Annotated in this window: 22 protein-coding genes, 2 tRNA genes and 1 pseudogene; 14 read left to right on the top strand and 11 right to left on the bottom strand. The window is 56.5% G+C overall.

From position 1 onward, the window contains the following. Positions 1-179: 179 nt before the first annotated feature. Positions 180-449 carry a hypothetical protein gene (locus Z947_RS0110780; RefSeq protein WP_025044318.1) on the bottom strand — a complete coding sequence of 90 codons (270 nt, stop codon included), beginning with the start codon at positions 447-449 and terminating at the stop codon, positions 180-182. 61 nt (positions 450-510) lie between these two features. Between Z947_RS0110780 and Z947_RS0110775 the strand changes: the two genes are divergently transcribed. The 4 genes and pseudogenes from Z947_RS0110775 to Z947_RS22345 form a co-directional block, all read left to right on the top strand. Then, complete coding sequence (locus tag Z947_RS0110775; protein ID WP_025044317.1) at positions 511-990, top strand: hypothetical protein; 480 nt, start codon at positions 511-513, stop codon at positions 988-990. 104 nt (positions 991-1,094) lie between these two features. Continuing rightward, positions 1,095-1,700, top strand: coding sequence for a hypothetical protein (locus Z947_RS0110770; protein ID WP_025044316.1), 606 nt, complete (start codon positions 1,095-1,097; stop codon positions 1,698-1,700). A 127-nt stretch (positions 1,701-1,827) separates the two neighbouring features. Next, the gene (locus Z947_RS0110765) at positions 1,828-2,154 is read left to right on the top strand and encodes a hypothetical protein (RefSeq protein ID WP_025044315.1); all 327 of its coding nucleotides are present in this window, start codon (positions 1,828-1,830) and stop codon (positions 2,152-2,154) included. After that, positions 2,151-3,161, top strand: a pseudogene (locus tag Z947_RS22345) (recombinase family protein); the annotation flags it as partial. The gene Z947_RS0110765 and the pseudogene Z947_RS22345, both read left to right, overlap by 4 nt. A 506-nt stretch (positions 3,162-3,667) precedes the next feature. On the opposite strand, the gene Z947_RS0110745 reads toward Z947_RS22345, so the two are convergent. Both Z947_RS0110745 and Z947_RS0110740 read right to left on the bottom strand, forming a co-directional pair. After that, positions 3,668-3,753 (bottom strand) — tRNA-Leu (locus tag Z947_RS0110745). A gap of 120 nt (positions 3,754-3,873) precedes the next feature. After that, entirely contained in the window at positions 3,874-5,214 is a 1,341-nt protein-coding gene (locus Z947_RS0110740; protein ID WP_025044311.1) for a peptidoglycan-binding domain-containing protein, read from the bottom strand. Between the two features lie 169 nt (positions 5,215-5,383). Here Z947_RS0110740 and Z947_RS0110735 point away from each other — a divergent pair, with 169 nt between their 5' ends. The 5 genes from Z947_RS0110735 to Z947_RS0110715 all read left to right on the top strand — a co-directional run bounded on the left by Z947_RS0110735 (position 5,384) and on the right by Z947_RS0110715 (position 9,790). Beyond that, complete coding sequence (locus Z947_RS0110735) at positions 5,384-6,058, top strand: DsbA family oxidoreductase (RefSeq protein ID WP_025044310.1); 675 nt, start codon at positions 5,384-5,386, stop codon at positions 6,056-6,058. Between the two features lie 201 nt (positions 6,059-6,259). After that, complete coding sequence (gene lipB / locus Z947_RS0110730; protein ID WP_025044309.1) at positions 6,260-6,931, top strand: lipoyl(octanoyl) transferase LipB; 672 nt, start codon at positions 6,260-6,262, stop codon at positions 6,929-6,931. 313 nt (positions 6,932-7,244) lie between these two features. Continuing rightward, entirely contained in the window at positions 7,245-8,918 is a 1,674-nt protein-coding gene (gene ctaD, locus Z947_RS0110725) for a cytochrome c oxidase subunit I (RefSeq protein ID WP_025044308.1), read from the top strand. Positions 8,919-8,932: 14 nt separating this feature from the next. Beyond that, positions 8,933-9,460, top strand: coding sequence for an MAPEG family protein (locus Z947_RS0110720; protein WP_240477531.1), 528 nt, complete (start codon positions 8,933-8,935; stop codon positions 9,458-9,460). A gap of 255 nt (positions 9,461-9,715) precedes the next feature. After that, positions 9,716-9,790 (top strand) — tRNA-Gly (locus Z947_RS0110715). A gap of 344 nt (positions 9,791-10,134) precedes the next feature. Here the strand turns inward: Z947_RS0110715 and Z947_RS0110710 are convergent. From Z947_RS0110710 to Z947_RS0110695, 3 genes are all read right to left on the bottom strand, one after another. After that, complete coding sequence (locus Z947_RS0110710; RefSeq protein ID WP_081781139.1) at positions 10,135-11,823, bottom strand: methyl-accepting chemotaxis protein; 1,689 nt, start codon at positions 11,821-11,823, stop codon at positions 10,135-10,137. Between the two features lie 601 nt (positions 11,824-12,424). Then, on the bottom strand, positions 12,425-12,769 hold the full coding sequence (locus tag Z947_RS0110700) for a hypothetical protein (RefSeq protein WP_025044304.1): 345 nt from the start codon (positions 12,767-12,769) through the stop codon (positions 12,425-12,427). Next, a complete protein-coding gene (locus Z947_RS0110695) occupies positions 12,769-13,008 on the bottom strand; it encodes an Lrp/AsnC ligand binding domain-containing protein (RefSeq protein WP_025044303.1) in 240 nt (79 codons plus the stop codon). The genes Z947_RS0110700 and Z947_RS0110695 overlap by 1 nt, the downstream gene beginning before the upstream one ends. Before the next feature lie 158 nt (positions 13,009-13,166). Here Z947_RS0110695 and hisB point away from each other — a divergent pair, with 158 nt between their 5' ends. Together hisB and hisH are read left to right on the top strand one after the other, a co-directional pair. Further along, a complete protein-coding gene (gene hisB, locus Z947_RS0110690) occupies positions 13,167-13,754 on the top strand; it encodes an imidazoleglycerol-phosphate dehydratase HisB (protein ID WP_025044302.1) in 588 nt (195 codons plus the stop codon). Between the two features lie 27 nt (positions 13,755-13,781). Next, positions 13,782-14,420: an imidazole glycerol phosphate synthase subunit HisH gene (gene hisH, locus Z947_RS0110685; RefSeq protein WP_025044301.1), complete on the top strand. Its 639-nt coding sequence runs from the start codon at positions 13,782-13,784 to the stop codon at positions 14,418-14,420. A gap of 74 nt (positions 14,421-14,494) precedes the next feature. On the opposite strand, the gene Z947_RS20995 is transcribed toward hisH, so the two are convergent. Next, positions 14,495-14,902 (bottom strand): DUF2147 domain-containing protein, encoded by a 408-nt coding sequence (locus Z947_RS20995; RefSeq protein ID WP_025044300.1) that lies wholly within the window; start codon positions 14,900-14,902, stop codon positions 14,495-14,497. A 98-nt stretch (positions 14,903-15,000) separates the two neighbouring features. Then, positions 15,001-15,390 (bottom strand): DUF2147 domain-containing protein, encoded by a 390-nt coding sequence (locus Z947_RS0110675; protein ID WP_025044299.1) that lies wholly within the window; start codon positions 15,388-15,390, stop codon positions 15,001-15,003. A gap of 131 nt (positions 15,391-15,521) precedes the next feature. On the opposite strand from Z947_RS0110675, the gene hisA reads away from it, so the two are divergent. The 3 genes from hisA (at position 15,522) to Z947_RS0110660 (ending at position 17,366) form a co-directional block, all read left to right on the top strand. Continuing rightward, positions 15,522-16,241, top strand: coding sequence for a 1-(5-phosphoribosyl)-5-[(5-phosphoribosylamino)methylideneamino]imidazole-4-carboxamide isomerase (gene hisA, locus Z947_RS0110670; RefSeq protein WP_025044298.1), 720 nt, complete (start codon positions 15,522-15,524; stop codon positions 16,239-16,241). Positions 16,242-16,302: 61 nt separating this feature from the next. Further along, a complete protein-coding gene (gene hisF / locus Z947_RS0110665; protein ID WP_025044297.1) occupies positions 16,303-17,064 on the top strand; it encodes an imidazole glycerol phosphate synthase subunit HisF in 762 nt (253 codons plus the stop codon). Further along, on the top strand, positions 17,061-17,366 hold the full coding sequence (locus tag Z947_RS0110660; protein WP_025044296.1) for a phosphoribosyl-ATP diphosphatase: 306 nt from the start codon (positions 17,061-17,063) through the stop codon (positions 17,364-17,366). The genes hisF and Z947_RS0110660 overlap by 4 nt, the downstream gene beginning before the upstream one ends. Before the next feature lie 138 nt (positions 17,367-17,504). Here Z947_RS0110660 and Z947_RS0110655 read toward each other — a convergent pair whose 3' ends face one another. The 3 genes from Z947_RS0110655 to rlmB all read right to left on the bottom strand — a co-directional run bounded on the left by Z947_RS0110655 (position 17,505) and on the right by rlmB (position 19,306). Further along, positions 17,505-17,972 carry a CoA-binding protein gene (locus Z947_RS0110655; RefSeq protein ID WP_025044295.1) on the bottom strand — a complete coding sequence of 156 codons (468 nt, stop codon included), beginning with the start codon at positions 17,970-17,972 and terminating at the stop codon, positions 17,505-17,507. Between the two features lie 236 nt (positions 17,973-18,208). After that, the gene (locus tag Z947_RS0110650; protein ID WP_025044294.1) at positions 18,209-18,517 is read right to left on the bottom strand and encodes a hypothetical protein; all 309 of its coding nucleotides are present in this window, start codon (positions 18,515-18,517) and stop codon (positions 18,209-18,211) included. A gap of 12 nt (positions 18,518-18,529) precedes the next feature. Continuing rightward, positions 18,530-19,306 carry a 23S rRNA (guanosine(2251)-2'-O)-methyltransferase RlmB gene (gene rlmB / locus Z947_RS0110645; protein ID WP_025044293.1) on the bottom strand — a complete coding sequence of 259 codons (777 nt, stop codon included), beginning with the start codon at positions 19,304-19,306 and terminating at the stop codon, positions 18,530-18,532. Between the last annotated feature and the right edge of the window lie 66 nt (positions 19,307-19,372).

Below are 19,372 nucleotides of genomic sequence, written 5' to 3'. Positions count from 1 at the left end.
ACGAAAGGCCTCCCCCACATGATCTGGCGGTATGAATTCCGCGATAATGGCGACCGCTACAATCCTTATGCCTACCGATATTACACGTCCTGCACCTTCTGGGGGCCTTATGGGATGTTCACGCGGCAAGCGGAGAATGGCCGCTGTGGTTGGGTCCAACTCTTTAATGAGAGATCGGATCAATGAAGGGATTGCGCACCCTGAACTGCATGCGTTTCGTAAAGGCGCAGCTGCAAGTTAAAGCGCGAGCGCAGTCCGTCGTAAGCAATGTGCTTGAGACCTTTGAGGATCGTTTCCTGGCGCACTTTCCCTCCTGCAATCAGCCCATCGCAATGATCGCGATCTGCGATGCTGAAGATGTTGTAGGGCGCAATCGCTTCCCAGAACGCGATGTAATCCATCGGGTCGAGCCATTCATCCACATCCGTCAAATCTTCGAAAACTACCATCACACAAGTTTACCACAGCGCTGTTTTGTAACGCAATTTTTCTCTGAAAGGAGTTCACAGCATGACCTCTGATATCACACTCGGCATGGCTGAGATGTTCCGCGACGCGAACAGGGAAAGCGTCACCTTAGAACTGCGTACCCCCCAGGACTGGGATCGCTTCAACGAAATCAAAGATATGGCAAAACAGCACGAGCGGGAGGAAACCGAGTTTTTCCAACGCGAAAAGCCCCTGCTGCTGGCCGAGGCCCGTAAAGAGCTCATCGATAAAGCGGGTTCACTGACTCTGGAACATCCATCCCCCTTTGGAACAGACAGGTTCAACAAGGATACGATTGAACGCCAAGCGCATATGCAGGTGGGAAACGACCATCAGGCGCGATTGTTGGGAATCAAAGCGCGAGAATCCGACGGCTATGCCGAGCTCCGCGAAGACATCCAGGCCCGTGAAGGTGTGCGAGATCACGCAAGAGAGGCCTTTGCGCGTTCAACAGATCGACGCGATGGGCAAGACCGGCGCATGCCGTCACGGGATCGCTGATCTTATGCAAAACCAGTGCCCTCAGATGACCATCCCGGTGCGCCAAAACGAACAACTAAGACAGGCATTGTGACTTAAATCGAAACCAATGAAAGGAAAAGACAATGGACGATTCAAACTTAAACAAGCCCGTGACAGATGAGGCTCGCGAAAGCTTCACTGGAAAAACCCTCACAGATGCACAGTTTGACGAAAGCTGGGCCATCGCCGAAATCATGCATCGCAGCAATAAACGGTCTGGCAGTTTCAACGAAAAGCTCAAACATTACTCGGAGGCTTTCGCGAAAGCGGAAAAGTTCGATCAGATGAGAGCCGAGACGATTATCCGCGATCAGTTCAAATCCCGATACGGCGAAACGATGAACCAGATGCGTGAAGGTTTGGCCGACCGCGAGGCGGGTCTGTCCCGCGATGACCGCGATGAAGCCTTTGACTATGCTCAGATGATCGTTCCCCTGATCAGCGTTGGCGACACCATGCCCTTCTATCGCGCCTTTGACGTTGCGGGCGGTGGTTTGGCTGAAAAGCTCAACATCACTGAGGTTGGTGCCAGAAAGCTGATGAAAGAAGCGTTCCAGGAAGCTGAGGGGCGCGATCTTTATGAAGTCGGGAAAGCTGTTGAGAAAGAGCATCACCTGCCGAAACGTGACGCTGAGCGCACGACTAAGCGTGCCGCGACGAAAGATCGCTCAATGAGCATGCAACGCTAAGCAAATGGGTGCAGCCAGAAAGTGCTTAAATATCTTGCACTTATAGGAATATATGTCTATCTTGTTCTGCCTATGTTCGCATGATGCGAGCAAATGACAAGGAGACAATGCAGAAACGGAGACAGGCATGACAAAGGAAATCATCGGACAGACAGAGAGCGTGGCAACGCCCGCCAAACCCGGCCTTAAGGTCGATTGGGAGCTTTACGGGGAATACCTCGAAGCTTCCGATCTCAGCGAGGCGGAAAAGCGGGAATTCATCGAAACGCTCTGGTCCATCGTTGTCAGCTTTGTCGATCTCGGTTTTGGGCTGCATCCGACCCAACAAACTTGTGGAGAATTCATCGATCTCACCGCCTTACTAGGCGGTGACGTGGTAGGATCACAGGGTCCCAAATCCACATTCAATGCCGCAGGCGATGCCAGCCTGCCTGCAAAAGGAGGTCGCTCATGAGCGCAGAAACCCGTCCCGCTGTTATCTATTGCCGCGTCTCCTCTAAATCCCAAGAAACCGATGGTCACGGCCTTGAGTCGCAAGAAACCCGATGTCGTGAATATGCTGCGTCCAAAGGATATGAGGTCGAAGCCGTTTTTCCCGATACCTTCACAGGTGGTGGTGACTTCATGAAGCGCCCCGGAATGGTGGCGCTGCTCAGTTATCTGGATGCGATGCCGGACCAATCCTACGTTGTCATCTTCGATGATCTGAAGCGCTTTGCTCGTGACACGCGGTTCCACCTCGACTTGCGCGACGCCTTCCGCAGCCGTGATGCCCTGATCGAATGCCTGAACTTCAAGTTTGACGACACCCCTGAGGGCGAGTTCATCGAAACCATCATGGCGGCCCAAGGTGCGCTTGAGCGTAAGCAGAATGGTCGTCAGGTCTCCCAGAAAATGAAAGCCCGGATGCAAAGCGGATACTGGACACATTCCGCACCTATTGGCTTTAAATACGTGACCGTCAAAGGCCGTGGTAAAATGCTGGAGCCGAACGAACCATTAGCGTCAGTTATTCAGGAAGCCTTTGAGGGCTTCGCCTCGGGCCGTTATGAAACCCATTCCGAAGTGAAGCGACTGTTCGAAAGCAGTCTCGACTTCCCGCGCAACAGCAAAGGCAAAATCCCGTTCCAGCGCGTTACTGACATCCTGACCCACCCGATTTACGCTGGCTACATTTGCAGTGAGACCTATGGCATCCATTGGCTCAAGGGGCAGCATGAACCGCTGATCTCATTGGATACCTTCGAAAAAGTGCAGGAACGCCGCAAAGGCCCTGTCACTGCGCCAACACGACAAAACATTGGCGATGACTTCTCTCTGCGCGGCTTTGTCGCCTGTGGCGACTGCAGCGTTCCTCTGCGCAGTTGCTGGACCAAGGGCAAATACAAGCGCTACCCGTACTATCTTTGCCAGAACAAGGGCTGTGACAGCTACGGCAAGTCCATCGCCCGCGACAAGCTGGAAGGCGATGTCGGGCAACTGATCAAGACGCTACAGCCCAGTGAGACATTGTTCGCGATGGTGCGCGTCATGTTCCGCCAGGCTTGGGATATGCGCTCTGCACAAGCGCAAGAAGCGTCTGCGTCCATAAAGGCGCAACTCGCGACTGGCGAGAAAAAGGTTGAAACGCTGTTGGCCCGTATCATGGACGCGGAGAGCACGACTGTTATCCGTGCCTATGAGGGCAAGATCGCCGAAATAGAAAGAAACAAGCTCAAATTGCACGATCAAATGATCCATCGCAGCCAACCTAAAGGCAAGTTTGACGATGTACTAGAACTCTCGCTCCAATTCCTCGCAAACCCTTGGAAACTATGGGAATCAGGTCACATCACCCTGCGCAGAACCGTCCTCCGACTGGCCTTCACAGAGCGTCTGCAATACCAGCGAAAAACAGGTGCTAGAACACCCAAAACAGCCTTGGTATTCAAGGCGTTAGGGGGTCAATTGAGTAGTGAAATTGAAAGTGGTGCGGTCGGAGAGACTCGAACTCTCACGGGTGTTACCCCACAGCGACCTCAACGCTGCGCGTCTACCATTCCGCCACGACCGCAAGCCATGGTATGGGCGGGGTGTAGCGGGGAATTTGCAGGTTGTGAAGAGGAAAAAGTCACGAAAAACCCCCGCTGCTTCTTAGCAACGGGGGAAAGGGCAAAAGCCGGTCTAAAACAGGCTACTCGCTGATCGAAAATGTCGGCAATCCGGTGCTGGACGCGGCCTGCGGCTGCGGAAAGCTGGGCACTGCCGGTGCGCCGTTCATGCGTTGGGAGGCGACGCGGATCAGCTCCGTGCGTTCGGGTTGACCGGGCACGAACACCGCTGCGGCACCGGAATCAGCAGCCGCCAGCCCCGCCTGATACCAATCTACCGCCTTGTCCGCCCGTTTGGCTGTCCCGAATCCCTGGCTTAGGTGGTGGCCCATCAATTCGCCGTAAACCCCCTCGCCCATCGTGTAGAGCAACAAGGCCGAGCCGACCGCGACTTCCATGTTATCCGTGCGATAACCGACCCCCATGCAAATCCGTGCAGTACCTGCCAGCTGTGCAGGTGACATGCCTGTGGTCAGCACAAAAGACGACACATCAGCAACCACCGCATCGCGGGATTTAAGCGAAAGGGATGACACATGGTCTTTCATCGCAGGCCCGAAACCGGCGCATTGCGCGGCGACCTGATCTGGTGTGAACCCCTGAATCTGGCCGACCAGTTCTTCGGATTTGGCGATGGCATAGGTGCGCGCCAGACAGAACTGTTCGTTGATGGCGACATTCGGGTCGGACATGCTGGCCAGTGTCGTAAAGCCGCCGTTGGTATTGGTGATCAGTGAAACCGTGTTGCAATGCGAGGCCAAGGAGGCCTGCGAGGCGGCCCCCATAAAGCTGGGCAGGCTGGTCGCGGGGGCCACGGCGGCGGCAAGGCCCGACGCAATTGGCGCAGCCGCGGCAACTGTGGTTGTCGGGGCCGGTTGCGGCGCGACCTGCGGGGCCACTACAATCGTCGTCTGGCCCTGATTGCCCGCCGGTGACTGGCCGGCCATTTCCGCACGGTAGGCTTTCAACAGCCCACGGGTGCCATCCGGCGTCGCGGCAACCTGTTGCTGCACGGCGTATCCGCCAGCCTGCGCGCGGTTATAGCTTGAAACCAGCAGATTGTTTTCAAAGGCCGAAAGCTGGCCGGTGACGGGATACCCGAGATAGGCCTGATACTGCGACACCGCATTGCGGGTCTTTTGCCCCAACTGACCGTCAACCGTTCCCGCATTGAAGCCGAAGTAGTTCAGCGAGGCCTGAATATTGCGCCCTTCCTGTGTGGACGGAAGGCCGGGGCGATAAGTCTTCTTTTTGTAGGTTTTCTTTCTGTAGGTTTTTGTGCGCTGCTTTTTGGCGTTGGCTCCCACAATCCCGCCAATGATTGCGCCCGCGATGAAGTCGCCCGCATCGGCCTGGGCTGTGTCAGCGGGAATAAAGGCGACGGAGGCACCAAGGAGGGCACCGGTAAGCGTTTTGAATTTCATTTTGAATGCTCCGAAATAAATGACTCGTTTTATGGCTGAATTTCTAACACATCTGCCTTTAACGCCAAAGGTTGTTTGCCAAATTCTTTACAACCGGCGGGAGAACGCACCTTGAAACAGGTGAAAAGACCCTCAAGTTGATGTAAAATGCCAAAAGAAAGAGAGTGATATGATTGAGACACCACAAAACCCCGATGGACCTGTGGTTCAGGTCGATATCGTGTCCGACGTTATGTGCCCGTGGTGTATTGTCGGGTACAAGCAACTGGAGCAGGCATTGGGCATGGTCGGCGTCGGCGCCTATGTGCGCTGGCATCCCTTTGAGCTGAACCCCGCGATGCCACCCGAAGGGCAGAACCTGACGGAGCATATAACCGAGAAATACGGCAGCACGCCCGAGCAATCCGCGCAGAACCGCGCGCATCTGCAACAGCTCGGTCAAGATCTTGGGTTTACCTTTAACTTTGGTCCCGACAGCAAGATCGTAAACACCTTTGTCGCGCATCAGCTGCTCGGGTGGGCGCAGGAACACGGCTTGCAGCATCCGTTGAAAATGGCCCTGTTCTCTGCGCATTTCACCGATGGCAAAGATGTGTCAGACACCGATACCCTGTTGGATATCGCCGCATCAATCGGTCTGGATCGTGCCGCCGCCAAGGAGGTTCTGGACAACCAGAGCAAAGCCGAGGAAACCCGCGCGCACCAACAGTTCTGGACCGAACGGGGTGTCTCCGGCGTGCCGTCCATGATTTTTGACGGGCGTTACCTGCTGACCGGTGCGCAGGGGGCAGAAACCTATGCGCAGATGTTGCGAAAGGTTGTGAGCGAGAAAGAAGCCGCCTGAGCCAATCCGCCACCTGTATGTAGCACTACCGTTTTTACTTCACGCCCCTGTCCGTTACTTCGGACAGGGGTTTTCCATCTATGACGCCAAAGCAATTGCCCGGCTTTTGTCACAACCAGTCGCGCGGCGATCCTGTGCAATCGGTCTTTCCCAGCGACTGCCCCCTTCACGCGGAGGGCCCGATTGGATAGACCGCCCCACATGGTAGAATGGATCACAACCGACGGCTTGACCGATTACCGCGCGGCCGAAGCGTGGATGGAAGACCGTGTCGCGGCCATTGCGCAAGGACGGGCCGCGGAATGCATCTGGCTGGTCGAACACCCCCCTTTATATACTGCAGGCACCTCGGCCAAACCGGCGGACCTTGTCGATCCCGATCGCTTTCCCGTTTACGAGACCAAGCGCGGGGGGCAATACACCTATCACGGTCCAGGCCAGCGGGTGGCCTATGTGCTGCTGGATGTGGGCAAACGCGGGCGCGATGTGCGGTGTTTCGTGCGCGACCTCGAAGCTTGGGTCATCGACACGCTCGACCAGTTTAATCTGCGCGGTGAAATCCGTGACGGGCGGGTCGGCGTCTGGGTGCAGCGCCCCGAAAAGCCCCGCCAAGCAGATGGTTCCCCCGCAGAAGACAAGATCGCCGCCATCGGCATCCGCCTGCGCAAATGGATCAGTTTTCACGGCATCAGCATCAACGTGGAGCCTGATCTGGACCATTTCACCGGCATCGTGCCCTGCGGGATCAGTGATCACGGGGTTACCTCGCTGGTTGATCTCGGCTTGCCTGTCACGATGGACGATCTGGATGTTGTACTGCGGGACAGTTTTACAAAGGTTTTCGGCGATATGCCGGTCTCAGGTTCGGCGTAACGAACGCCCCCCGCCCGCCAACACAGAATCGTTGTCGCGGGGTTGAGGATCGAAAGTAATTCGCGCCCCTACACGGTCCAAGCGGCCCGTTTGATTGAACCTTTCACGAAGACTGTGAAGAGTTTTCGTAAAAATGCCCGCCGATATGGGACAAGTTGGCGCAGCAGAGCCACATTTTAGCGCAGTTTTCCTGTCCTGCGACGATCCCGCCCATTGCCCCTGTGCTGTGACAAGACTAGAACCAATCTATATATCGCTTCGCGCTAAACCAACAGGCGTGGGGCACCTAAATTCCATAGCGAGGAGGCACCGCATGGCAGACGCAGCCATCAACGGGCACGATCACGAAGACGAACGGGGCTTCTTTACCCGTTGGTTCATGTCCACAAACCACAAAGACATCGGTATTTTGTACCTGATCGTCTCCGCTCTTGTCGGGTTCATCTCCGTTCTCTTTACCGTGTACATGCGGTTGGAGCTGATGAACCCCGGCGTTCAGTACATGTGTATGGAAGGTGCGCGTTTCATCGCGGACAGCTCCACAGTATGTACGCCTAACGGTCACCTCTGGAACGTTCTGATTACCGGTCACGGTATCCTGATGATGTTCTTTGTTGTTATCCCTGCCCTTTTCGGCGGTTTTGGCAACTATTTCATGCCCTTGCAGATCGGCGCGCCCGATATGGCGTTCCCGCGGATGAACAACCTGTCGTTCTGGCTTTATGTGGCCGGTACAACATTGGCTGTCTGCTCTGTCCTTGCCCCGGGTGGTAACGGTCAGGCCGGTTCCGGCGTGGGCTGGGTGCTGTATCCACCGCTTTCCGTGAAAGAAGGCGGCATGTCGATGGACCTCGCCATCTTCGCGGTTCACGTTTCGGGTGCCTCTTCGATCCTTGGTGCGATCAACATGATCACCACCTTCCTGAACATGCGCACACCGGGGATGACCCTGTTCAAAGTGCCGCTGTTCTCATGGTCGATCTTCGTCACAAGCTGGCTGATCCTTTTGTCCCTGCCCGTTCTGGCCGGCGCGATCACGATGCTTTTGATGGATCGCAACTTTGGCTTTGCCTTCTTTGATCCGGCAGGCGGCGGTGATCCGGTTCTGTACCAGCACATCCTTTGGTTCTTCGGTCACCCGGAAGTGTACATCATCATTCTGCCCGGTTTCGGTATCATCAGCCACGTCATCGCGACATTCTCGCGCAAGCCGATCTTTGGCTACCTGCCAATGGTCTGGGCGATCATCGCAATCGGTGCATTGGGCTTCGTCGTTTGGGCGCACCACATGTACACCGTTGGGATGACACTGAACCAGCAGGCTTACTTCATGCTGGCCACAATGGTCATCGCGGTGCCAACTGGGGTCAAGGTTTTCTCCTGGATCGCGACCATGTGGGGCGGTTCGGTTGAAATGAAGACGCCAATGCTCTGGGCGTTCGGCTTCCTGTTCCTCTTCACCGTTGGTGGTGTAACAGGTATCGTTCTGTCGCAAGCTGCGGTGGACCGTTATTATCACGACACTTACTACGTTGTGGCGCACTTCCACTACGTGATGTCGCTGGGTGCAGTCTTTGCCATCTTCGCGGGGGTCTACTTCTACTTCCCCAAGATGACCGGCAAAATGTACTCTGAATGGGCGGGTAAACTGCACTTCTGGGCGATGTTCATCGGTGCAAACCTGACCTTCTTCCCACAGCACTTCCTGGGTCGTCAGGGCATGCCACGCCGCTACATCGACTATCCTGAGGCATTCGCCTACTGGAACCAGTGGTCAAGCTGGGGTGCTTTCTTGAGCTTTGCCTCCTTTGTCTTCTTCTTCGGGGTCATCGCCTATTCGCTGCTGCGCGGCGCGAAGGTGACACAGAACAACCCGTGGAACGAATATGCCGATACGCTGGAATGGACACTGCCATCCCCACCGCCAGAGCATACCTTTGAGATCCTGCCAAAGCAGGAAGAATGGGACAAACAGCCCGGCCACTAGGGACTAGTCATCACATGATCAGTAAAGGCTCCAACTTAGGTTGGGGCCTTTTTCTTTTGCGCCCCCTGATTGGTTCATCTTTTGACATTCCCGACCGTACCCTGTCCAATCAGGAACCGCCCGCAAGGGGACCGCATTTAGAAGGAAGTACAATGTCCGTCGCTATCACCCCGATCTACGCCGCCCTGACTGCATTCATTTTTCTGGCGCTCAGTTGGCGCGTTATCAGCTACCGACGCGCCAACCTGATTTCACTCGGAGATAAGGGCGACAAAAACCTCCTGAAGCGTATGCGCGCGCAGGCCAATTACGCCGAATACGCGCCGTTTGCTGTGCTTATATTGCTGCTGGTTGAACTGTCCGGTGCCCCTGCCCTTGCCACCCATCTGCTGGGGATCTCCCTTGTTGCAGGGCGCGCCCTGCATGCCTACGGCTTCGCCTCGACGCCGCAGAAGATCATCCTGCGCCAACTCGGGATGCTACTCACCCTTCTGGTGATTGCTTTGGGGGCGATTGGGGTGCTGGCTCACGCTGTGGTTTAACGCTCCGCAAAGCTACGCCAGCTCACGCCATGGGTGCCCCGCGCCTCGGGGAGCGCATGCAGTGCCAGTCGTGCGCGTTCCCCTGTAATAGCGCAAACATTTCCCTTCCCTTGCGGAAGCCGGAACAGCAGTTTCCCCCTATTTAACAGGCCAAAAACCCGTTCAACAAATAAGATCGCAAAAAAATCGCAATGGGGTGAATTTCCCTCTTGCAGCCCCCCCTCAGGATGGGTATTCGGTCCACACCAAACGGATGCGGGCGTAGCTCAGGGGTAGAGCATAACCTTGCCAAGGTTAGGGTCGGGCGTTCGAATCGCCTCGCCCGCTCCAATTGGGCCACACTACCCATGTGGCAAACAGCAAGGTCGCCTTCGGGCGGCCTTTGTTGTTTCTGGGGTATCATGGTGGTGATTGCTGGACCTTAGCTTTGCAGCACCCAATCCCATGAATAAGCAAACACGTGAAAAAGGTCCGTTGCGACAAAAACCAGGTGATCAAGCCGGTGTGATATACCGTGAATGGTTCTGTCACGGAGCGGATTGCCCGCAAATCGACGGTTGACGCCTTGCCCTAGGTTGGACCCCAACCATCGCATCGGTCAGAGGTCAGAGGTCAGAATCTGCAAGCAAAGCGCTCCGCTCTGCAAAGCCTGTTTTTCAGGGCGGGCTGGCACCTTAAGCAGCAGCCAAACCTACCCGCCCATTTTCGGAAATTTTAAAGCGACGGGTCAGTTGTTGCAATTCATCCGCGCCATTCGCCAGATTCGTGCAAGCCGCGTTTGTCTCCTCGAACATCGCTGCATTTCTCTGCGTCACCCCGCCCATCTCTGAAATGGATTTGTTGATCGTGGTAATGCGTTTGCTTTGCTCTTGCGTGCTTGACGAAATTTCACCCATTTTCGATGTGATATCAACAATCGCGACTTCCACTGCCTCAAGCGACGAAACCGTATCGGAGATCTTTTTTGATCCGTCGTTCACTTGTCCGGTCGACCTTTCGATCAAGGCGCGGATGCTTACCACGCTTTCAGAAGACCTTTGCGCCAAGGCACGCACTTCAGAGGCGACAACAGCAAACCCGCGCCCTGCGTCGCCTGCCCGTGCCGCTTCGACGCCGGCGTTCAATGCCAGCAAGTTCGTTTGAAACGAAATCCCTTCAATCAGCGTGACGATTTTTGCAATTTCTTCTGCTTCTGTCTTGATTGCCCTCATCGCGGTAGAGGCTTCGGAAACGACCACACCGCTGGTTTGCGCGCTGGACTTTGCCTGACTGGAGTTGCCATTTGCTTGATCGACATTCTTTGCATTCAGCAAGACGCTTTGCGTTAACTCATCAAGTTCTTCTGATGTGATCTGAAGATTCGCAGCCTGTGATTCAGTGCGGTGCGCCAAATCATTTGTAGCACTGGAGATGTCGCGGATTTCGCCCCCCATCTGTTCAGAATGGTAAAGAACTTCGGCAACCAAATCATCCAGCGACTGGACCGCGCTGTTAAAACCATCGGCAAGCGCCTGATATTCCTCTGGAAACGCTTGCGTAATGCGTGTCGAAAGGTCGCCTCCCTCAAGCTCGATCAGCGCAACACGCAAAGTATCGACAACGAGCATCTGCGCCTTCTGTTGTTTGTTCTCAACGTCGCGCTTCTCTTGATCCAGCTTACTCTGCCGGGCCTCTGCCTCTTCGCGGAGTGCTGTGGCTTCTTTTACTTTCGACAATGCCGCTTCCGCTTCGCGTTGTGCACTCTCGGCTTGGGCACGCGACGCTTCGGCTTCGGATTTTGACGCTATTGCGCTTTGCTTTGCTTTATCTGCATCATCAAGGCTGGATCGCAGCGTGCCTGTTTGTGCGCGCATTTTGCTGTGCATCTGGTTGAGATTGTGAACCGTCGCCAACAACGCGGATGTTTCCAAGACAACGATCACGGCATGCAGAGCGATGCGGCCGAAATTTTCGACAAGACCACCGCTGGGATAGATCAACGCAGGCATGAATGCCGCGAGCGACAGATGGTGCAATGCGATTACAATGGCACCCACCAGCAACGCGGAAAGGCTTCGCATCGAAACCAGACATGCAAGAAGTGCAAAGAACAGCATGTGGCTGTCAATTTGCCACGGGTGCCCTTCAAATGCAGCCGTCAACGCAATTGCTTGCCCGATCAAGGCGACGGCGGGACCAATTGACGCAAGTGTGGGCTGGTTCCGCGCCATCAATGCGCCCAACGCGAGGAAGCTTACCGAGATCCCAGTTGTCACGATGAAATTCGCTCCAACGAACGCGGCAACGACTGCGACAATCGGAACAAAAAGCGTGGCGAGGGCAAAGATCATCCGCTCTGGTGTTTGAGTAACGACTGCATGCATATCAAGTCTTCCTAGGTAGGGGGATTTGCGGATCTGTTTGGACCCCGCATAGGGCGGCGAGTGCGCCGACGGGGAGCAGAAGGTAACCGGCCAAGACCAGTTCTGACCTTGCCGCGGCCGACGCGTTGATCATGACCGCGAGGGGGGCATTTTGCGGGCCGACCTCGCTGACATCCGGGAATGCCAGAACCTCGTTTCGATCAATGGCCATCACGAGATACAGGTCGGCAGGATCAACAGTGTTCGTTTTCGTTGCCAAAAACGCCAAAGGTCCGGCTAAAGCCGCAAATGAAAATGTCGCTATGATCCAGAATACGTTTTCGTTCATTCAGACAGAGTAACGCAGAAAGTATGAACTGATTTCTAACAGCTATCCGTGCGCGGCCCCTATCCGCCGACAATTTTAGCTTCCTGATTGTATGACACCGGCCCTGATCGCAACCCGCCGCCTATCGCGCCCGTCCGCGTGCTGATGAAAAAGGTTCACTGCAACAGTGCACCCGCGGTCTATGGCGCACACTGCACTGACAGGAATAAACCGACTTGGAATAGGGTTTTTCCCCGCCACGACGCGTGGTCAAACCTCATAAAAGCGCGCGGTTCAATTGATCGGAAACTGGCGCAGGCAACGCGCCGCGTTTTTGCGGTAGTCATCCAATGTGTCGGGTATATTGCGCCGGTCGCGCATCACTTCCAACGCGCGCTTCTTTTGCTGCCACGTCCCGTCCACGTGCCGGTCCAGAATGCGAATTGTGATGCCAAGCATCACTTCTTTCTCTACATCGGTAATCAACCCTGCACGCGACAAGGCAACCGCCGTCAGTGCCAGCGTATTCGAACACCGCAGCGCGGCTGCTTCTTGCCCCTCATAGATGCGTTTGGCTTGTGCGTCTGATGCGAAACCTGCGGCAAGGCTCACGACCAGCCCGACCAGCAGAACGCGCATCAAAAGACTTTGAACGTCATGGTGGTCAGCGACCGTTCAATCCCGACAATATCCAGCAGGTTGTCATTGATATAAACGCCGACATCCGCGCCTTTGGGCACATAAAGTTTCATCAGCAAATCGAAATCACCGGAGGTCGAATACAGTTCGGAATGGATCTCGCGCAGGGCGATTTCTTCGGCGACACGATAGGTGGTGCCAGGTTTGCAACGGATCTGGATGAAAACGCAGGTGCTCATTTGGGGGCCTCGATGTTGGGTTGCGCCGAATCTCGCACGAAGGATCGCGCCCCGCAATGGTTGATCTTCGGCTGATCCGGTCCATCTGTTGCGATCCACCTTGGCCTGCCCGCCCTGCCTGTTATAAGGAGCCCGAGCCACCGCACCGGAGACCGCCCATGCGTACCACCAGCCTGACCCGCACCACCGCCGAAACCGATGTGAGCGTTGAGATTAATCTCGATGGCACAGGGGTTTACGACAACCAGACTGGCGTGGGGTTCTTTGACCATATGCTGGACCAACTCGCGCGGCATTCGTTGATCGACATGACCATCCGCGCCAAAGGCGATTTGCACATTGATGATCACCACACGGTCGAAGACGTGGGCATCACTTTGGGGCAGGCACTTGCAACAGCGCTAGGTGACAAACGCGGCATCCGTCGCTACGGCTCCTGTCTATTGGCAATGGACGATGCGCAGCTGCGTACCGCTCTTGATCTCTCTGCCCGTCCCTTCCTGATCTGGAACGTTGATCTGCCCACGGCCAAGATTGGCACATTCGACACAGAACTCGTGCGCGAGTTCTTTCAAGCGCTCAGCACCCATGGCGGCATCACACTGCACGTGGATCAGCTGCACGGGGTGAACAGCCACCACATCGCCGAAGCTGCGTTTAAATCCGTCGCCCGCGCCCTGCGCGAAGCGGTGGAGGTTGACCCGCGCAAGGCCGATGCGATCCCTTCTACCAAAGGCGCGCTGTAAGCCGCCAAACTTCTGGAAGAGCTGCCCATGCTGACCGCAATTATTGATTACGAATCAGGCAACCTGCATTCGGCTCACAAGGCCTTTGAACGGATGGCACGCGAGGTCGACGCGGGCGATGTAGTCGTCACCGCAGACGCTGATGTTGTGGCCAAGGCCGATCGCATAGTGCTGCCCGGGGATGGCGCATTTCCGGCCTGTATGGCCGCGCTGAAAGGTGCTGGCGGGCTTTATGATGCGATGGTCGAAGCGGTCGAGGTCAAGGCACGCCCCTTCCTTGGTATCTGTGTCGGAATGCAGCTGATGGCCAGTCTGGGGCGCGAATATGAAGACACTGCAGGATTGGGCTGGATCGACGGTGAAGTGACCAAAATCACCCCCACCGACCCTGCGTTGAAAGTGCCCCATATGGGATGGAACGATCTGGTTCTGGATCACCCGCATGCGGTGTTTGAGGGGCTGAAAACCGGCGATCACTGTTATTTCGTGCATTCCTATCACATGGCCGTTGCGCAGGATGCACAGCGCCTGGCCCATGTGGATTACGCAGGCGATGTGACTGCCATCATCGGGCGCGACACCATGCTGGGCATGCAGTTCCACCCCGAAAAAAGCCAGACCACCGGCCTGCGCCTGATCGCAAACTTTCTAACGTGGAAGCCCTAGCGAAAACCGGCAGCGCCTAGCGCGCCGGTCCTACCCCATGGCGATCTGGGTGTGCGTTTGCCCGCTTTCGTGTCCTACTGAACCAAAGTCCAAATGGTTTCGCTACAGGTGGTCTGGTCACAGGCCCGCAGGCGCAGCTTGCGCCCGAACACCTCTACCCGGCTTTGCAGAAACCGCCGTGCGCGGGCATCGCGATACTCGCCATAAAAACTGCCGTCCGGCTGCGGTCGCATCGCCCAAAAAGCTTTTTGTCCAACCGCATTCGAGGGCGCGTCATATCCCGCACGGTTTTTAGCCCGCTCCACGCGGGCACAAAGGGCCGACCCGCACCTACGGGTGCGCACCAGCAAAAGCACACCCAGAGAATCAGGTTCCGTCTGCCACAGCCCGCGCGGCACTTCGGTCTGCCCGCCCTCTTGGGCGGCCACGCCCGTCGCAAACCCCAAAAACACCAGTACAGCACAATGTCGTAAGATTTTCATTCGTTCCAGCCCGACGCCCTTATACGCGCGTCAGTCTAGAAAACCGGCAACATCTGATCAAGCCGCCGCTTATGTAAATGCGCGCATGCGGGATCGGCCTACTTCAACCGTTTCCATGTCTGCTTTGAACAGATCAAACCACCTGCCACACAGCCCGAAAGCTTCAATGATGCACCGGATACCGACATCTTGCCGATGTATATCTTGCCATTGGACGGACGCCAGACATTTCCCTTATAGCTTCCGTCGCCGGACGGCTTCATATCAATGACCAGCTTTTTGCCAAGGTTCTTTGACTTATATTCACCGTCGCTGTTGAACGTCCGCGCGATTGTACCGCAAACCGCACCACCGCAGGGGGCCATTTTGACATGGGCATATGCGCCGTCATCCACCTGCGTCTGCCAAGTCCCAACGGCAGGATCCGCGGCCCATGCCGCACCCGCCCCCATCACCCCCGCGAAAACCGCAGCCATCATCATTTTCATCTTAAATCCTCCCAAATTCGCAATCACTGTGATCACCCGCCCCCTTTGTGGCAAGCATAACCTCGGGTCGCGTTGCAAATCACCACGCTCCATGCAAAACCCTGACACAAGCAAAACCAAGGGCCCGTGACATGATCCTCTACCCCGCAATTGACCTAAAAGACGGCAATGCCGTGCGCCTCGTTCATGGTGACATGGACCGCTCGACAGTGTTCAACGACGATCCTGCCGCCCAAGCGCTTGAATTCGTGAACGCAGGGTGCACATGGCTGCATCTGGTCGATCTAAACGGTGCCTTTGCCGGCACCCCCGTCAACGCAGCCCCCGTTGAGGCGATCCTCAAAGCCTGCAAGGTGCCCGCCCAGCTGGGCGGCGGCATCCGCGATATGGCCACCATCGAACGCTGGCTCGACAAAGGTCTTGCACGGGTGATCCTCGGGACCGTTGCTGTCGAAAATCCTGATCTGGTGCGCGAAGCGGCGCGCGCCTTCCCCAATCAGGTCGCTGTTGGCATTGATGCGCGAAACGGCAAGGTCGCAACCAAAGGTTGGGCCACAGAAACCGACGTGATGGTGACAGACCTCGCCAAATCATTCGAAGACGCCGGTGTCGCGGCAATTATCTACACCGACATCCTGCGCGACGGGGCCATGGGCGGGCCCAACATTGACGCCACAGCGGCCCTCGCCCGCGCGGTCAGCATCCCCGTCATTGCTTCGGGCGGCGTCTCCTCCCTCACCGACCTCACCGCCCTCAAAGCCACCAACGTCATCGAAGGTGCAATCTCCGGTCGCGCGCTCTATGACGGTGCCATCGACCTGAAACAGGCACTCGCCGCGCTGCAAGACTGACCCCCTCTCGCGTTACCTGCACTACAGCGGCCCCACGTATAACACCGGATAGAATGCTCCTATGCTCAAAACCCGCATCATCCCCTGCCTCGACGTGGCTAACGGCCGTGTCGTCAAAGGCGTGAATTTCGTCGGCCTTCGCGACGCGGGCGATCCCGTCGACGCCGCCATCGCCTATGACGCGGCAGGTGCCGACGAACTCTGCTTTCTCGACATCCACGCCACCCATGAAAACCGTGGCACAATGTTTGATCTGGTGCGCCGCACCGCAGAACATTGCTACATCCCGCTTACGGTCGGGGGCGGTGTGCGCACATCGGCAGACGTGCGCGCGCTCCTGCTTGCAGGTGCCGACAAGGTCAGCTTTAACTCCGCCGCTGTGGCCGATCCCGATGTGATTGCCAAAGCCGCCGACCAGTTCGGCAGCCAATGCATCGTTTGCGCCATCGACGCTAAAACCGTCTCCCCGGGTAAATGGGAAATCTTTACCCATGGCGGGCGCAATCCCACCGGCATTGACGCGGTCGAATTTGCGAAAACGGTCACGGCCAAAGGGGCCGGTGAAATTCTGCTCACCTCAATGGACCGGGACGGCACCAAACAAGGGTTCAACCTCCCCCTCACCCGCGCCATTTCCGATACTGTTTCCGTCCCGGTGATCGCATCAGGCGGCGTTGGGACGCTCGATCACCTTGTTGACGGCGTCACGCAGGGCGGTGCCTCTGCCGTGCTTGCCGCGTCGATTTTCCATTTTGGTGAATTCACCATCGCACAGGCCAAATCACACATGGCCGCCGCCGGCATCCCCATGAGGCTGACATGACCCTGAACGACCTCTACGCCACCATCCTCGCGCGCAAAAACGCGGATCCCAACAGCAGCTGGACCGCGCAACTCCTCGCCAAAGGCCCTGAAAAATGCGCCGAAAAATTCGGCGAGGAAGCCGTTGAAGCCATCATTGAAGCCGTCAAGGACGACAAATCCGCCCTCACCAACGAGGCCGCGGATGTCCTCTACCACCTTCTGGTCATGCTCGCCGCCCGCGACGTGCCCTTCACCGATGTCCTTGACGTGCTGGCACAACGTCAATCGAAATCCGGCATCGCGGAAAAAGCCGGACGCTGATCCCGGCTTTCTTCTCTTTTTGGCCTTAAATCCTGCGGGAGTTTGAGGGCAGCGCCCTCATCGAATTTTCCTCTTCTGGAAAATTCAAAAACTCGAATGCGGGCTTGCCCGCTCCGTTCCGCCAGTTCCCGCAGGCCCTCACAGCTTGCTGGAAATAACCCCGGTCGCAAAGCCGCCCTTGCGCAGCTCGCCAAACAACCGCTGGTATTCGATCTTGGGACAGCGATCCTGAATGACCGTCACGCCCCGTGCCTCTGCCAAAGCCGCGGCCGCGGGGTGTTCCACACCGATCTGCATCCAGATGGTTTGCAGATCAGGAAAAACCGCCAATGCCTCTTCGACAATTTCGGGCACCGCCTCGGAACGGCGAAAGATGTCGACAATATCTATCCCCCCTTCCACATCGGACAGGCTGGCGACAATTGTTTTTCCAAACAGTACCTTACCCGCATACACGGGATTAACCGGCACCACGTCAAATCCGCGCAACCCCAGATAACGCGCTACGAAGTAACTCGCACGCACCGGATTCATCGACACGCCAACCACCGCCACACGCTTCGCTCGGGTCAGTACATCGCGCAAAAGAGCATCTGAATAATCCATACGCGACACCTACCCCAAAGACACCGCGAAAAAAAGCGCCCTCAAGACAAAGTTGAGGGCGCGAAAGTGTGGAACGAGGGACAATTAAAAGACGACCGGCGTTCCAGACCGGTGCGTCACAAGACAGAGGTATGATGCTCCCTTGCCTGTTAAAAGGGGTAGCGTGAACTTGTGAACAAGATGTTAAACATCACGGCGGAACCTTGCCGAAACCGGCCGATCCGGCGCGGATTATCCTAGTCGAAAATATCCTCGACGAAATCAAACACGTCTTCTGCGACATCCTTCAACCAGCCAATGCGCTTTTTCTTTTTACGCGCCTTGGTCTTTTTATTGGCTACCGCCTTGGGTGTTTCCGCAAAACGGCGCGCCTGCGTTTGATGACTGACCGCGGGACGCGCATCAGCCGGCACCGGCAGCGCTTTAAAATCGCGCAAAGGGGCACCGCAACTGGCGCAGGCCAGCACGTGTTGCCGCTTGTCCAGCCTAAGCGCCGCCTTGCTGCCGCAGTGACAACAGGTGGCGATTTTAACGGGATGCCCCATGCGTTTCAGACCTTATGCGTTGCGTCTTGCAGCATATAAGGCGATTGCGGCCGCGTTCGAGACGTTGAGCGATCCGAATGCGCCTTCTGCGTCAATCCGTACCAAGGCATCCACGGTTTCGCGGGTTTTCTCGCGCAGGCCCGGCCCTTCGGCGCCCAGCACCAGTGCCACGGGCCGGTCGCGTTTGCCCTCGACGGCTGTTTCAATCGACAACTCGGCTTCGCCGTCCAACCCCAACACCAGATACCCCATGTCCTGCAACGCACGAATCGCATCCGCCAGATTGCGCACCCTGAGGTAGGGCTGGCGTTCCAGCGCACCGGAGGCGGTTTTCGCCAAGGCACCTGTTTCAGGTGCCGAATGATGCCGCGTGCCAATCACCGCAGACGCCCCCAACACCTCGGCAGAGCGCAAAATTGCCCCAACGTTATGCGGGTCGGTCACACGATCCAGCAACATCACACGCGGTGCAGCGTCACCGATACAAACATCCTCAAGCCGCCCCCAGTTGAGCGGCTTGACCTCAAGCACGGCCCCCTGATGCACCGAGCCCTGATCCAACGGGGGCTTGAATTTACGCGGATCAACCACCTCGGGTGTGATTCCGGCAGCAGCAATCGCTTCTTCCAGCTTCGCCTGTGCATTAGGCGTGACCATCAACCTCAGTTTCTCGCGACCGGGGTTCATCAGCGCGTCACGCACCGCGTGTAAACCAAACAGCCAGACCGTCAGATTCGCTTCGGCTTTCTTGTCTTGTTCTTTCTGAACGACCCACTTGGGTTTCTTCATCTTTTTGTCCTCATTTGCGGTCTGTGCAAAAGGCTACGGTTTTTGCCTTGACGACCCTTAGGGCCG

The organism is Sulfitobacter geojensis (genome assembly GCF_000622325.1).
In the GTDB taxonomy this organism is placed as follows: Bacteria; Pseudomonadota; Alphaproteobacteria; order Rhodobacterales; family Rhodobacteraceae; genus Sulfitobacter; species Sulfitobacter geojensis.
Note: the sequence above shows the minus strand (reverse complement) of the source record. Positions and strands in the feature narration are given on the sequence as shown.